This window comes from Crossiella sp. S99.2 (assembly GCF_023094165.1).
GTDB lineage: Bacteria > Actinomycetota > Actinomycetes > Mycobacteriales > Pseudonocardiaceae > Crossiella.
In genome coordinates this window covers 81,880-96,428 of the sequence record NZ_JALMDK010000020.1, presented here as the reverse complement: position 1 = coordinate 96,428, position 14,549 = coordinate 81,880, and the positions used below count along the sequence as shown (strand labels likewise).

Genomic DNA, 14,549 nt, shown 5'->3' with positions numbered 1-14,549 from the left:
ACCACAAGCACGGGAGGGAGCGCCGTGCCACGCGCGGAGCAGCCGCTGGAGTCCGGTGACGGCGCACTGCCGCGGTTCGCCGCCGACCTGCGCGCACTACGCAGACAAGCGGGCGGCATCCCCTACCGCACCCTGGCCAAACGCGCGCACGTCTCCGCCTCCGTGCTCTCCGCGGCCGCCGGTGGCCGCAAACTGCCGAGCCTGGTCGTCACCCTGGCCTACGTCCGGGCCTGTGCCGGTGATGTCGCCGGGTGGGAACAACGCTGGCATGCCGTGGCCGCCGAACTCGCCGACACGCCACCACCCGCCACCCCCGGCCCGGAGCCCTACCTCGGGCTCGGCGCGTTCCAGATCGAGGACGCCGCCCGGTTCTTCGGCCGGGCACAGCTGGTCGCGGAACTGGACGGGCTGGTGCGGCGGCATCGGTTCGTGGCGGTGGTCGGGCCGTCCGGGTCGGGCAAGTCCTCGCTGTTACGGGCCGGGCTGCTGCACCAGGTGCGGGCCGCCGGGCTGCCCACGGTGTTGCTGACTCCTGGCCCGCGGCCGGTGGAGGAATGCGCGGTGCGACTGGCCGCGCTGACCGGCCGGTCGGCCGCGGAGCTGCTGCGGGAGTTCGCGGATCCGGCAACACTGCACCTGACCGTGTTACAGGCGCTCGCGGACCGGCCGCCGGAGACCGAACTCGTGCTGGTGGCCGACCAGTTCGAGGAGCTGTTCACGCTGTGCGCCGAGGAGGCCGAGCGCGCGCGGTTCCTGACCTTGCTGAGCACCGCGGCCGGGGCGCCGACCAGCCGGGTGCGGATCGTGCTGGGCGTGCGGGCCGACTTCTACGGGCACTGCACCCGGTATCCGGAGCTGGTGCCGGTGCTGCGCGCGGCGCAACTCGTGGTCGGGCCGCTGAGCACCGCGGAACTGCGCGAGGTGATCACCCGGCCCGCGGTCGAGGCCGGCGCGGTGCCGGAGACCGCGCTGGTGTCCCAGGTGATCGCCGAGGCGACCGGGCGGCCGGGGGTGCTGCCGCTGGTCTCGCACGCGTTGCTGGAGACCTGGCGGCGACGGCGGGGCAGTGCGCTGACCCTGTCCGGTTACCAGGCCAGTGGCGGGATCACGCATGCCATCGCGCACACCGCGGAGACCGTCTACATCGGACTCAACGGGGAGCAGCAGGCGTGGGCGCGGCAGTTGTTCCTGCGGCTGATCGCTCTCGGCGAGGGCGCCGAGGACACCGGGCGGCGGGTGCGCCGGGCCGAGCTGGACCTGGCCGATCCGGCCGCGACCGAGGTGCTGGACCGGCTGGCCGAGGCGCGACTGATCGTGCTGGACACCGACAGTGTGCAGATCACCCACGAGGCGCTGATCCGCTGCTGGCCCCGGCTGCGCGAGTGGCTGGCCACCGACCGGGAGGGCCTGCGCCTGCACCGGCAGCTCACCGAGGCCGCCGCCCAGTGGGAGACCCTGGCGCGCGATCCCGGCGCGCTCTACCGCGGCACCCGGCTGTCCCTGGCCAGGGATTTCGCCGTGGCGCACCGGCCGATGCTCACCGAGGGCGAGACCCGGTTCCTGCGCGCCAGCGTGGCCGTGCACGAGGACGAGACGGCCAGGGCGGGCAGGCAGAACCGCAGGCTGCGCAGGCTGGTGGCCGCGGTGGTGGGGTTCGCGCTGGTCGCGGCGACCGCGGCGGTGGTGGCCGTGCAGCAGCGTTCGACCGCGCTGGCCCAGCGGGACGAGGCGGTGTTCCGGCAGACCGTGGCCGAGGCGGACCGGCTGCGGGAGAGCGACCCCTCGCTGTCCGCGCAGCTGCTGCTGACCGCGCACCGGCTGCGCCCGGCCGAGGAACAGGTGCGCACCCGGCTGCTCGGCACCCAGCGGAGCGCGCTGGCCACCGCGCTGAGCGGGCACGGCGGCAACGTCTACCTGACCACCTTCAGTCCCCGCGGCGAGCTGCTGGCCAGCGCGGGCGAGGACGGCCAGGTCCGGCTGTGGGACGTGCGGGACCGGACCAGTCCGCGCCCGCTCGGCCAGCCGTTGCGCGGGCACAAGGGCTGGCTCAGCGCCGCGGTGTTCAGCCCGGACGGCCGCGTGCTGGCCAGCTCCGGCGAGGACGGCACGGTGCTGCTGTGGGACCTCGCCAACCCGGACCGTCCGATCCGGCTGGGCGAGCCGCTGCGCACCGGCGAAGGCTCGATCTACCTGGTCGCGTTCAGCCCGGACGGCCGGATCCTGGCCGCGGGCAACGACAATCGCACCGTCCGGCTGTGGCAGGTCGCCGACCCGGCCCGCCCGGTGCTGCTGGAGCGGCCACTGGCCGGGCACACCGGTCCGGTGCGGTCACTGGCGTTCAGCCCGGATGGCCGGTCGCTGGCCTCCGGTGGCGATGACACCACCGCGTTGCTGTGGGACATCGGCGATCCGGCCCGTCCAGCGCGCCGTGGCAAACCGTTGACCGGGCACGGTTTCCTGGTGCACTCGGTGGCGTTCAGCCCCGACAGTCGCACGGTGGCCACCGGCAGTCAGGACAACACGGTGCGACTGTGGAGCGCCGCCGACGGCAGCCCGCTGGGCCCACCGCTGACCGGGCACACCGGCGGGGTCTGGTCGGTCGCGTTCAGCCCGGTCAACCCGGCGATCCTGGCCTCCGGCGCCGCCGACGGCACGGCCAGGCTGTGGAACGTGGCCAACCCGGGCACCGCCGCCCCGCTCGGCACGCCACTGGCCGGCGGCGGCGATGTGTTCGCGGTCGGTTTCAGCCCCGACGGCGCCACCCTGGCCACCGGCAGCTCCGACCACCTGGTCCGGCTGTGGTCGCTGCCGGCCGCGCAGCTGATCGGGCACCGCTCCACGGTCAACATGGTCGCCTTCAGCCGGGACGGCAGGCTCGCCGCCACCGGCGCCAAGGACAACACGGTCCGCCTGTGGGACACCGCCACCCCGGCCACTCCCCGGCAGCTGGGCGAGATCCCGGCCGTGCCCGGTGTGCTCAAGTCCTGTAGTGCCTGCCGCACCTACACCAGGTTCAGCCCCGACGGCCGCACCCTGGCGGTGCTCAGCCACGGCAAGATCCTCCAGTTGTGGGGCGTCGCCGACCCCGCCCGGCCCAGGCCGATCTCCTCGATGCGCACCCTGGGCACCCGGCACACCGCCGCGCTGGCCTACAGTCCCGACGGCCGCACCCTGATCACCGGCGACACCGAGGAAACCGGGCAGCTGTGGGACATCAGCGATCCCGCGCACCCGGCCCCGGTGTCCAGGCTGACCGGTCACGAGGGCTACCTCGGGCACGCCGAGTTCAGCCCCGACGGCCGGATCCTGGCCACCGCCAGCGGCGATCACACGGTGCGGCTGTGGCAGGTCGACAATCCCCGCGAACCGCGACTGCTCGGCAAGATCACCGGCCACCAGGGCGCCGTGGTCGCGGTCGCCTTCAGCCCCGACAGCCGGTCCCTGGCCACCGCCAGCGCCGACCAGAGCGTCCGCCTGTGGCGCATCGACAACCCCGCCGCCCCCGAACAGCTCGGCGCGGCCCTGACCGGGCACGGCAGATCCGTCTCCGCGGTCGCCTTCAGCCCCGACGGCGCCACCCTGGCCAGCACCAGCACCGACGCCACCCTCCGGCGCTGGCACACCGGCCCGGCCCCGGGCCCGCTGGGCGAACCGATCAGCACCGGCAACGGCGACGGCTACGCGCTGGCCTTCACCCCGGACGGCCGCCACCTGGCCACCGCCGACGGCTCCGGCGCGGTGCACCTCCTAGACCTGGACGTCGAGCAGGCGATCCAGCGCGTCTGCGCCACCACCCGGGGAGTGCTGACCGACCGCAAACGCGAAACGCACCTGCCCGGCGTGGCGAACCCCCGCCCCTGCGGTTGACCACTCCGGGAATCAGCGGGCCGTCCGCACTGTTGCAAGAGGACAGTGATCATCACGTTCTGAGGGGGCTGTTCATGCGTGCTGTCCGGATCCACCGCTTCGGCGGACCCGAGGTCCTGCGGGTCGAGGAAGTCGCCGAGCCGACCCCCGGACCCGGCGAGGTGCTCATCCGCACCATTGCCACCAGCATCAACCCGGTCGACGACAAAACCCGCACCGGCGCCATCGGCGACGCCACCCCACCCCGGCCCCTCACCCTGGGCTGGGATCTGGCCGGGGTGATCGTCGACGGCGGCACCAGCGAGTTCCGCCCCGGCGACCGGGTCATCGCCATGTCCCACCAGCTGGCCAGCACCCGCGGCACCTGGGCCGACCTGGTCGTCCTGGCCGCCGACGTGGTCGCCCCCGCCCCCAGCACGGTCAGCCTCACCGAAGCCGCCACCCTGCCGCTGGCCGGTCTGACCGCCCTGCAAACCTTGGACTGGCTGGCCGTCTCCGCGGGCGACCGTCTGCTCATCGCGGGCGCGGCGGGCGCGGTCGGCGGCCTGGCCGTGCAACTCGCGCGCGCCCGCGGCGCCCAGGTGCACGCGCTGGTCTCCCGGGAGGCCCAGCTGTCGGTGGTCAAGGAATTCGGCGCGGACTTTGCCACCACTGATCCGGCTGACCTGGCTGACGGCGGTTACGACGCGGTGTTCGACACCTTTGGCGCGTTTGTCACCGATGCGGTGGTCGACGGGGGTCGGTACGCCTCGATCGCCAGTCAGGCGGGGCCGGTGCCTGACCTGTCCGCGCGGAGCGTGCGCACGACGATCAACCAGGTGGTCGAGGACGGCGCTGGGTTGCGTGAACTCAGCGGGCTGGTCGACTCGGGGGCGCTGGTGTTGCGGGTGGCGGAGAACTTCCCGGTGCGGGAGGTGCGGGCGGCGCACGAGCGGTTCGCGGTGGGTGGCGGGAACGGGAAGATCACGCTGACCTTCTGACCTGCTGGCCCCGGACACAACGCGTGTCCGGGGCCGGCATCGGCTACTGGACTCCGATCACAAGCACAATCCGGTCCTGACGCAGACCCACCACTTCGACAGTTTCTGGGAGTAGTCCCACAGCTTCTTCGCTCCCGTCAGGGACAGTTTCTGCTTGTCGACCGTGCTGAACTTGTAGACGAGACTCCGGTAGATGTAGACCGCGTACACCCGGACGTAATGCTTGGCCAGGTAGTTGGCCACCGCGTATCGAGCAATCGCCCGGGACGCGCTGGCGGCGATCTTCCGCAGGATGCGACCCGCGATCACCACCACCTGGACCAGCGCCCGGACGACGAACCCCCAGAACTTCCCGTCCAGATCCTGCTTGTTGAGCGGGTCCGCGGCCGTGTAGTCGTAGTCGTTGGCCGAACCCCCCTCAACCGGATCCACCGACAGGAACCGCCCCAGCACCGGCAGATACGGCCGCGCGCCCATCTGCACCAGCGCGAGTGCCCCGGCATGTTCATACGGCCGCTGATGCTGCCCAAGCCAGCCATAATCCATCTGCCCCGGCTGGTTGTCCGGCACATTGTCCGGCGCCACAACACCATCGGCCTTCACCGGCTCACCAAACGGCGTGTAGGTCCGCAACTCGCCGACCTGCTTGCCATCCGCCCCGGTGGTCAGCGCGATATCCCCCCGCACACTCGGGTGATCCCAGGTGGACGCCGCACCGCCCTTGAGCGTGTGCAGCACACCCCCTGGCAACGCGATGGACCGGGAGATCAGTCGTTTGTCCGGGCCGAGGGTGATTTCCGAGGTGTCCCCGTCGGCCGTGTGGCCTTGGCGGACAACGCTGTTCTCGTCGCCCTTGACCGCGGTGCGTTGCACGATGCGGTCGGTGGCGTCCCGGACATAGCTGACCTCCGCCGGGTCCGGGCCCGAGGTGCGGGCGGAGATGTTGCGGTCCGCGCCGTCCCAGCCGAGCACGGTGGTGGCGGGGCCGCTGGTGAATCCGGTGGTGTTGCCGTGGCTGTCGTAGCTGAATCCGGTCAGGGCGTTGGCGCCGATGGTGGTGGTGATGCGATCGGCCGCGTCGTAGCAGTAGGCGGTGGTCGCGGTGCCGCTGCCGGTCTGGTCGTGCAGCCACATCCGGTTGGTGTTGCGGCCCGCGTTGGCCTGGGTGCCCGTGGGGCATTCGGCGTGACTGCTGCTGGTGTAGTCGTAGCGATACTTGTGCCCGGCGACCCAGGCTTCCTGCAGCCGACCGGCCGGATCGTAGGTGTAGTTCGGGCCGTCCGGGCGGGGGTCGACCCCACCCAGTGACTCGTCGATGACCGTGCCCGCGCGGGTTCGCTTGACGGTGGCGGCGATCTCCCGGCCGTCGGCGAGCTTCCAGGTGAGCCCGATGAGTCTGCCGCCGCGGTCCCTGGTCGCGGCCTTGAGTTGGGTGCCGTTGGCGTAGGTGGCGGTGGCCAGCTCGCCCGCCGCGTCGAATCCGGTCTTGACCAGGACGGTGTCGCCGAGCTTGGACTCGGTCAGCCGACCGGCGTGGTCGTAGCTGAAGCTGGTCAGCTGCGGCGGATCCGCGGTGTGCGGCGGGATCACCTTCTCCCACACCGCCCGCCCGGCGTGGTCGTAGCCGGTCTCGGTGCGGATGCCGTGCACATCGAGGTAGGCCACCGTCCGGCCCAGCAGGTCGACCGTGGTGGTGATAACGCCGAACTCATCGCCGATCGAGGTGGTCAGCGGGTCACCGCCAACCGCGTGGTCGGTACGCACGGTCCGGGCCGCGGCGGTCGGGGTGGCGGGGAACTTGTGTTCACTGACCCGGCCCCGACCGTCGTAGGAAAAGCACTGCCACGCACCGGAAATCGCCTTCGCGACGACCCGGCCCATCACGTCGTAGACCTCTTCGACGGTACGAGCCTCGCCGGTGCCCGGGGTGGCCGAGGTGGTTGTCCTGGCCAGTCCGGATTGGCTGACCGGGTCGGACTGCGTGGTGCACGGGTTGTCCCGGGTTTCGGTGTTTCCGTAGTAGCTGTAGGTGGTTTTCGCCCCGGTGGGCATGGTCTTGGCGGTCTTGCGCAGGAACCCCTCGCCAGGTTTCTCATACCCGGTACGGGTGCCGAGGTTGAGCCCCTTGGGATCCGCGGTGCTCGCGAGCGCCAGCCCGTAGGCCCGGTCGATCTCGCCCGCTTCACCGCCGTGGTGGGTCAGCGTTTCCCGGCCGGGAACGCCGTCGGACTCGTAGTCCAGCACCGTGGTGGCCAGGCCGTAGTCGGGCCGCAGTTCACCGGCGGGCACCTCGACCAGCGCGCCGCCATGCCGTTGCCACCGCACGTTGATCCCGCGGGTGGCCCGGGTCTGGTTGCCGGTGAGAGCGTGCTGCAGGTAGTCGACCCGGAACCGGTGCTGGCCCGGCGACAGGTCAATGGCCCGCTTGTCGCCGTTCACCGGTCCGGCCGCGCCGACCTGCCGGGCGATATCGCGCTCGCCCAGTGCGGTGTTGAAGATCGCGACTTCGTCCACAATGGACCGGGTGGAGCCGCCGACCGGGCGACGCCCGATCGCCAGTGGCACCGAGTTGGCCGCCGCCGGGTGGTCGAAGGTGGCCTCGCCGGACTTCTGCCCGTTGAGGTAGAAGGTGACCTTGTTGCGGTCATCCCTGGTCACCACAACGTGATTCCACGACTCGTTGGCGATCTGCTTGTCCGACAACCGGGCCTGCCAGCCGCCGCTCATCCCGACCTGCCGGAACTGCAGCCTGCCGTCCGGAGTGATGGCCAGTTCGTAGGGCGTGGTGTCGTTCTCGCGGAACTTGCTGATCAGTTCATGCCAGCCACCGCCCGCGTCATTGCGATACGGCTTGACCCACATCGAGATCGTCAGCGGGCCGGTGATGTCGAGCGCGTCGTGGTCGGCGATGAGCGCCCGGCCGTTGGTGAAGTCGACCCCGCGGTTGCTGTCATCCGGCAGCGCGCCCTCGGCGTTGCGACCCGGATTGTCCTCATACCGCCCGTCCCGCCCGTTGCCGGAGGCGTCGCGGGCGATGTCGTCGCCGTCGCCGAGCCGCCAGTAGCCGACCGGCTTCTTCTCCAGCACCGTTGGCGCGTAAGTACGATCGAGCACCAGGTTGTCGTCGATGTAGACCCGGGCGCCGTCCGTGGCGTCGTTTTCGGTTGTCTGGAAGGTGTACCGGCCGTTGTCGGCGACCCGGACCAGTCCGGTCATCCGGCCGGAGAACGCGCCGTTGGGATCGATGCCTGGCGCCGGTGGGGTGGTGCTCCAGTCGGTGTTGGGGGCCGCGGTGGAGTAGGCGGCCGTCTTGCCGGTCATCGTGCTGTTGGCCCACCAGGCACTGGACAGGCCGGTGTGCCCGCCGTCGTAATGGGTTTCCTGCAACGGCATCTGGTCGCAGCCCGCTGGTGCGGGGTGGGTGGGATAGCGGCTCTCGTCGTAGCAGTGCGCGGGAGCCGGGCCGAACTTCAGGGTCGGGTTGCCCTTGTCGTCATAGATCGTGGTGGTCCGGCGGCCACCGGGATCGGTCTTGGCCAGTTCCTTGTCATCCTCGCCCCACTGGTACTGCGTGGTGCGGTCGGTGGCGTCGGTGTCGGTGAGCATCCGGCCGCCCTTGTCATAGGTCACCCGGCGGCTCCACCGGCCCGCGGGCAGCCCGCTGAGCCAGACCACGGTGGCCTTGTCCGCGCCGTAGTAGCCGTAACCCCGCGAGGTGCGCTGGGGCGGATTCTGGTTGAAGCCACCGGGTTCCGGCGAACGGACCTCCTTCACCATCCGCTGGTCGTGGTGGTAGTCGATCAGGTAGTCCACCGCGTTGGTGTTGCGCTTGTCCAGGTCGGCCCGGATCCAGTCCAGCGCCTGTGGGGTCCGCACGGTGGACAGCAGGTGATCGGCATGGAAGCCCAGGTGCATCCACTCCTCACCAGGGTTGACAAATCCGGCGAGCTTGCCGTTGTGGAAGTAGAGCCGGCTCTTGCCGCCGTCGGGGAAGGTGACCGCGCAGACGAATCCCGGCGGCACCGGGTCCCAGCCCTGGGTGTCCGCGCATTCGGCTTCCCCGGAATAGTGCAGGCCCAGCGACCGGTTCGACACCGGATCGGTGATCTTGGTCAGCCGCGCGATGGGGTTGGCCGCGTCGACCGGGGTCCACTGCATGGTGGCCGCGGCCGGTTTGCGGGCGTCGGTGGCCGAGGTGACCGATTCCAGGTTGCCCGAGGCGCTGAAGACGTAGGTGGTGCCATCGCCGTCGAGCAGAGTGAGCTTGCCCGCGCTGTCCCTGGCGAGGGTGCCGTACTCACCGGCGGGCGGCGCGTAGCCACCGTCGGAGAGCCTGGTGTAGGCATGGGACGCGCCGGTACTGTCCACAAGAGACACTCCGGACTCGGTCAGCACGGCCTTGGTGTAGCCGTTGCCGCCGCCGTCGAAGTCCGCGCTCATCGACCAGCCCGGCGGGAGCGCGGGTGCCACCGGGGACAGCCAGGAGGAGGGCACCGGGATGAGGTGGCCGCCTTCCCGCTGGGTCCACAGCTGCACGTGCGCGCCGCCGTTCCACTCCCGGTACTCCACCCGGATCGGATAGGACTTGCCCGCCTCCAGCTGGATCCCGGACCCGCCGAGCCGGGGCGCGCTGCCCGGCGGATACCAGTTCTTCCAGTCGTCGTAGAGCGGCTGGTTGTTGACCCACACCCGCATGCCGTCGTCATGCACCCCGCCCAGGAAGAACTTCCCGGTGTCGGGCACCTTGAGATAACCCTGCCAGCGAATCCGGTAGCCGTCATCGCCGATCACCGCCGGATAGGGCGAACCCGAACCCCAGTCGAAGGACACCTGGGGGTCGGTGCGGACCAGCACCGGGACATCGGTGTCCTTGATCCCGTCCACGGAATCACCGGTGAAGTAGGACCCCACGAGCCCGGATTCGCCGGTGCCCTGGGAGTTGTAGGTGAACTCCACGCCGACGTCGCCGCCGACGGTCTTCATCTTCGGCGTGGTCAGCTTGGTGATCACGTTGCCGTTGGACAGGTTCACCGTCACCGGCCCCGAACTGTCCGTGGGCACCGGCGCCTGCGCGCCGAGGCGCATGTCCACCCGCAGCTTGCGCGAGGCGGCGTAGAAGGTTTCCTCCTTGGACGCCACGTCCCTGGCACGCACGGTCCAGGTGTAGGTGACCCCGTCCTTGAGCACCCCGGCCGGGACAGTCCACTGTGGACTACCCAGCCAACCGGACAGGGCGACCAGCCCAGAGCGGCCGTCCTCGCCGGTGGCGATGGAGAACTCGTACTGCACCTCGTCACCATCGGGATCGGTGACCGGATTCGCGTTGAGCACCGGCTGTTTGGTGGACACGACCGCGCGATCGACCGGTTCGGTCAGGCCGGGCACGCCGGGCTTCTGGTTCGTCGTGCGGAAGCTCCACACCGGCGAGTTCACCCAGTCCGAATGCCCGTCGGTGGTCCGGGTCTGCCAGTAGTACTGCTTGTTCCACTGGAGTTGCCGGACCCGCCCGGAATGGGCGTGGTTGCCACCGGCGGGCACGTCCATCCCTTCGGCGTCAATGGGGTTGCCGATGACGTTCTGGCTCTCGGAGAGGTAGAACTCCACCCGCTGGGCGTCTCCGTTGGGATCGCCGACGCCGACCCCGAAGGTGAACCCGGTCTGGTGGTAGGTGGCGCCGTCGTTGGGCGAGGGCCAGCTCAGCGTGGGCTGATGCGGTGCGTCGTTGTAGTCGATGGAGAGCACCGGCGCGCCGCCCTGCTGGTTGGCCTCCGAGGCCGCCAGCTTCTTCCACGCGTTCTGACCGTCCGGGGCGTCCAGGGCGAACCCGTGATAGCCCCACCGGCCCGCGGTGAACTCGCGCACCCAGTCGGTCACGCCGACCATCGTCCCGCTGCCGCCGACTCCCTGGGCCCACAGTTCCGGCCGGCCCAGTGCCGGCTTGGTGTTCCAGGTGACGGTGTTGTGCTGCCAGCCGGAGTCGATGGGGCGGACCCGGAAGTTCGTCGGCGTCGGCAGGTTGGAATGCACCCAGTAGACGCCGAGGTTGGCGCCCAGGATCTGCTTGCCGTGCATCGGGCCGAGGTCGAACCAGAGGTAGGTCTCGTTCCAGCCCGCCCCTGGCCAGTACCCGACCTTGTTGATGTAGCCGTTGCCCGGCTCGTGATCAACGGTGTAGTTGTTGCGCGGGAACTCGCTGCTCACATAGGAGTCCAGCGAGGTCTGGTCGAACGTGCCGGGGTCCACGTGCACCGGGAACTTCCGCTCCGCCGCGTTCACCCAGGCGGCGTCGGCGGCGAGCACGATCCGCCACCCCTTGCCGTCACGTTCGAGCCGCTGCTGCACCGGCCCCTTGCGCCATTCGCCGGAGTCCTTGTCCCGCAAGGCGTCCCACATCGTCGCGTGCGGCACGGTGAAGGTCACCGCACCGGCGGCGTTCTTGATCAGCACGCTGCCGTCCGGCCGCGCCTCGGGCGTCTGGCCCGCGGACAGGTGCAGCCGGAAGGTCCACTGTGGACTCTTGACCGCCCGGTGCAGGACGAAGGTCTGCTTCACCCCCGAGGCGGTGGTCTCCAGCTGCAGGTCGACGCCGGGTTGCACCTCCCGGTAGGTGGCCACGGTGCCGTTGACCTCGGCGGCCTGGTCCCGCAGGCCCTCCAGCTCCAGGCGGGCCTGGGCCGCGGGCGCGCCCACGGTGATCGCCGCGCCGGGGTCGGTGCGGTCCGGCAGTTCCAGTGGCACCGCCGCGACCTTCGGCGCAACCACGCCGTTCTTGATCTCCAGGGTCGCGTCTACCGGCACCAGTTTCCCGGAGTTCTGCTCCGGCGCGTTGACCACGCCCTGGAAGACCTTCGCGGTCCTGGTCCCGTCCGGATTCCGGTAGATCGTCGCGGACGGACGGCGTTCCACCACCTCCGACTTGCCCTCGACATAGCCGGTGCGCTGCGGTTTCGGCGGCGCCGGCAACGGCGCCGACCGAGCGGTCGGGAGAGCTGCTTCCGCGCGCCGGGAGAAGTCCCCGGCCGGGTTCACCGGGGTGACCGCGTCGCCCGCCTTGCTGGGTAACCGCGGGATTTCCGCATGACTGCGCAGCTTGACGGGCTCGGGCGGCCGCGCGCCGGCCGGCGGTACCGATACGACCGAAAGACTCAACGCGGCCGTGGTCACCACGACCACGGCTCTTCGGAACAACGATGACCTTCGATTCGAACTCACTCTGACCTCGCGTCCAGTCGGCACACCGGGGAGACTTGTCAGCGAACTGACCCAGGGCAGTGGAAAACCGCGCTGGGAAAGGCGAATTCGTCGCAGGACCTACCCGGTCTCCCCCATTTCCCGGTAGATCACGAGGACCATATCCACGGCCCGGCGCGCCTGCCTCGGTCAGATGAGGGAGGACATTCCCCCATGAGAGGGAGCCGGGTGCTCGCGGGATCGACGCAAACCCGCCATCGCCTCCCCCGAACGGCCGGTTGGTAGGCAGGCGAGTTGTCGCACACTGGGCTGGCGGCCACCCGACCCCGAGGACACCGGCATGTCCGCCTTCAGTGACGCCCTGCGCGCCGCGATCGCCTCGCGCGGCCTGAGCCTGGAACGGCTGCGGCACCACCTGCGCCACCGCGACCTCCCGGTCAGCGTGGCCACCCTGAGCTATTGGCAGAGCGGGGCCTGCCGTCCCGAACGGCCGGTCTCGCTGCGGGCGGTGCTGGCCCTGGAGGACATCCTCGGACTGTCCCGGAACTCGCTGCTCACCCTGCTCGGTCCGCCCCGACCGCGCGGTCGGTGGCTGGATCACGTGCCGGGGTCGCTGCCGCTGGACCGGGTCTGCCCGGTGCACGCCGGGGTGGCCACGCTGCTGGACCGGATCCAGCACCGGCCGGACGGGGACCTGGCCTGGTTGAGCCATCATGACCGGATCGTGCTCGGCCCGGACCGGGAGGAACGCGCCATCCAGGGGCAGGTGGTGCTGGCCGCGCGCCGGGACGGGGTGGACCGGCATGTCGCGGTCTACCACAGTGATTCGCCGTTGCTGCCTGATATCCGGGTGGCCCGGCAGTGCCGGATCGGGCGGGTGCGGGAGGACCGGGTCAACGGGCTCACCGCGGTCGAGCTGATCTTCGAGCGGCGGCTGGCGGCAGGCGAAACCTATGTCCTGGAATACGAACTGGCCTACAGCGCGGGCGGTCCGCTGGCCACTGAGTATCACCGGGGGGTGCGTTTCCCGATCCGCAGCTACCTGTTGCAGATCCAGTTCGACCCGGCCGCGCTGCCCGCACGCTGCCACCGGATCTGGCGGCCCGACATCGGCACCCCCTGGACCGATCTCGCCGAACTGCCGCTGACCCGTTGGGGCGCAACCCATCTGGCCCAGGCCGACGCCCGGCCGGGCGGCCACGGCATCCGCTGGGAATGGGAGTGACGCGGCCGCCCGGGGTGACTCAGCCCGGGTCGTCCGGACCGTAGTTGCTCAGTGCCTGACCGACGTTGCGCCGCACCGTCTGGTGGGTGGCGTATCCGCTGTAGGCCCTGGTGCCCTCGCGGAAGGTCCAGCCGCCGATGGTGAGCCCGTTCAGCGCGGTCCACGCGGTGCCCTTCTTCACCGCGTAGTGCACGTGGTTGCTGCCAGCCGACCCGCCGCACGGGATCCGGGTGCTGGTCAGCCCGAGGTAGTCGCCGAGTTTGATCGGCGCGCCGTCCGGCTTGATCTCGTTGAGCAGGTGGTAGTACTCGGTGGTCCAGCCGTTGTCGTGGATGATCCGGATGTGCCCGCCGTTGCGGCACATCCAGTACGCCCGCCCGCTCTGCCCGGCCAGCACCCGCCGGTCACCGCCGTTGAGGTCCACCGAACTCCACGGCCGCGGCTGCCCGCTCCAGCCGTGCGGCCCGCCGATCATCGTCCAGGCCACCCCCGCCGGGTACGGCAGCGCGAGCCCGGTGGGCGCGGCCGCGTTGCGCGCGTTGGCCGCGAAGGTCGCCTTCTCCCCCGCCGACAGCACCGACTCCGGCGAGCGAGCGGCCAGCCCCGCGAACCCAGAACCGGTGTCTAGTGCGACTAGCCACCCACGCGCGGTGCGGCGAGCCAGGAACAGCCAGGAGTCCGGCGCCGCGCCCTCGACCGAGGGCGCGGTGAGCACGGCGGACCCGAACACCCAGCCACCGGTCACGTCTTGCCGCCGCACATCCACCTCGGCCGCACGGCCCTGGGCGGCCAGGGCGGGGGTGGTGGTCGCGCGTTCGGTCAGCATCGCCTGGACCACGGCGGGTTCCAGCGGGGCGGGGGCGGCGGTGGCGGGCAGGGGCAGGGCCGCCGCGAGCAAGGTGGTCAGCGCGACCACCGTCAAACGTAGTCTTCCCATAACTTCGTCCTCTCCGAACCACAAACGCAGGGGGTTCGACATGAGGCTCAGCGCCGCCCGCACACACCGTCAACGCCCTGCCCCAGTGCCCTGGACCTGGGCCGCAACAGTCTGAAAGCGATCAGGAAATCGGCCTGATCAGAACGGTGCGGGACTGCCCGGAGCAGCAGCGACGGCGGCAATACTCTGATGTTCCAGCCTGGTCGGTCCGCCGACCGACCGGTTGATTGGTGCGCGCGAGTTGTTTGTGCGGCGCCGGCCCGCCGACCGTAGACAACCCGCACGCGGTAGACAGGTGCACGCCACCGTCCGCAGCCACGGACGGACCCGCCCCTCGGTCTCCCCCTCG

5 protein-coding genes are annotated in these 14,549 nt (G+C 70.7%); 3 read left to right on the top strand and 2 right to left on the bottom strand.

Translation table 11 applies throughout. From position 1 onward, the window contains the following. Positions 1-24: 24 nt before the first annotated feature. A complete protein-coding gene (locus MZC64_RS43985) occupies positions 25-3,867 on the top strand; it encodes a hypothetical protein (RefSeq protein ID WP_247765469.1) in 3,843 nt (1,280 codons plus the stop codon). A 74-nt stretch (positions 3,868-3,941) separates the two neighbouring features. Further along, positions 3,942-4,847, top strand: a complete 906-nt coding sequence (locus tag MZC64_RS43975) for an NADP-dependent oxidoreductase (RefSeq protein ID WP_282106863.1) — start codon at positions 3,942-3,944, stop codon at positions 4,845-4,847. 57 nt (positions 4,848-4,904) lie between these two features. Here the strand turns inward: MZC64_RS43975 and MZC64_RS43970 are convergent, their stop codons facing one another. Next, the gene (locus tag MZC64_RS43970) at positions 4,905-12,035 is read right to left on the bottom strand and encodes a PA14 domain-containing protein (RefSeq protein ID WP_247765466.1); all 7,131 of its coding nucleotides are present in this window, start codon (positions 12,033-12,035) and stop codon (positions 4,905-4,907) included. 343 nt (positions 12,036-12,378) lie between these two features. On the opposite strand from MZC64_RS43970, the gene MZC64_RS43965 reads away from it, so the two are divergent. Beyond that, on the top strand, positions 12,379-13,263 hold the full coding sequence (locus MZC64_RS43965) for a hypothetical protein (RefSeq protein WP_247765464.1): 885 nt from the start codon (positions 12,379-12,381) through the stop codon (positions 13,261-13,263). 19 nt (positions 13,264-13,282) lie between these two features. Here MZC64_RS43965 and MZC64_RS43960 read toward each other — a convergent pair whose 3' ends face one another. Next, positions 13,283-14,200: a M23 family metallopeptidase gene (locus MZC64_RS43960; protein WP_247765463.1), complete on the bottom strand. Its 918-nt coding sequence runs from the start codon at positions 14,198-14,200 to the stop codon at positions 13,283-13,285. Between the last annotated feature and the right edge of the window lie 349 nt (positions 14,201-14,549).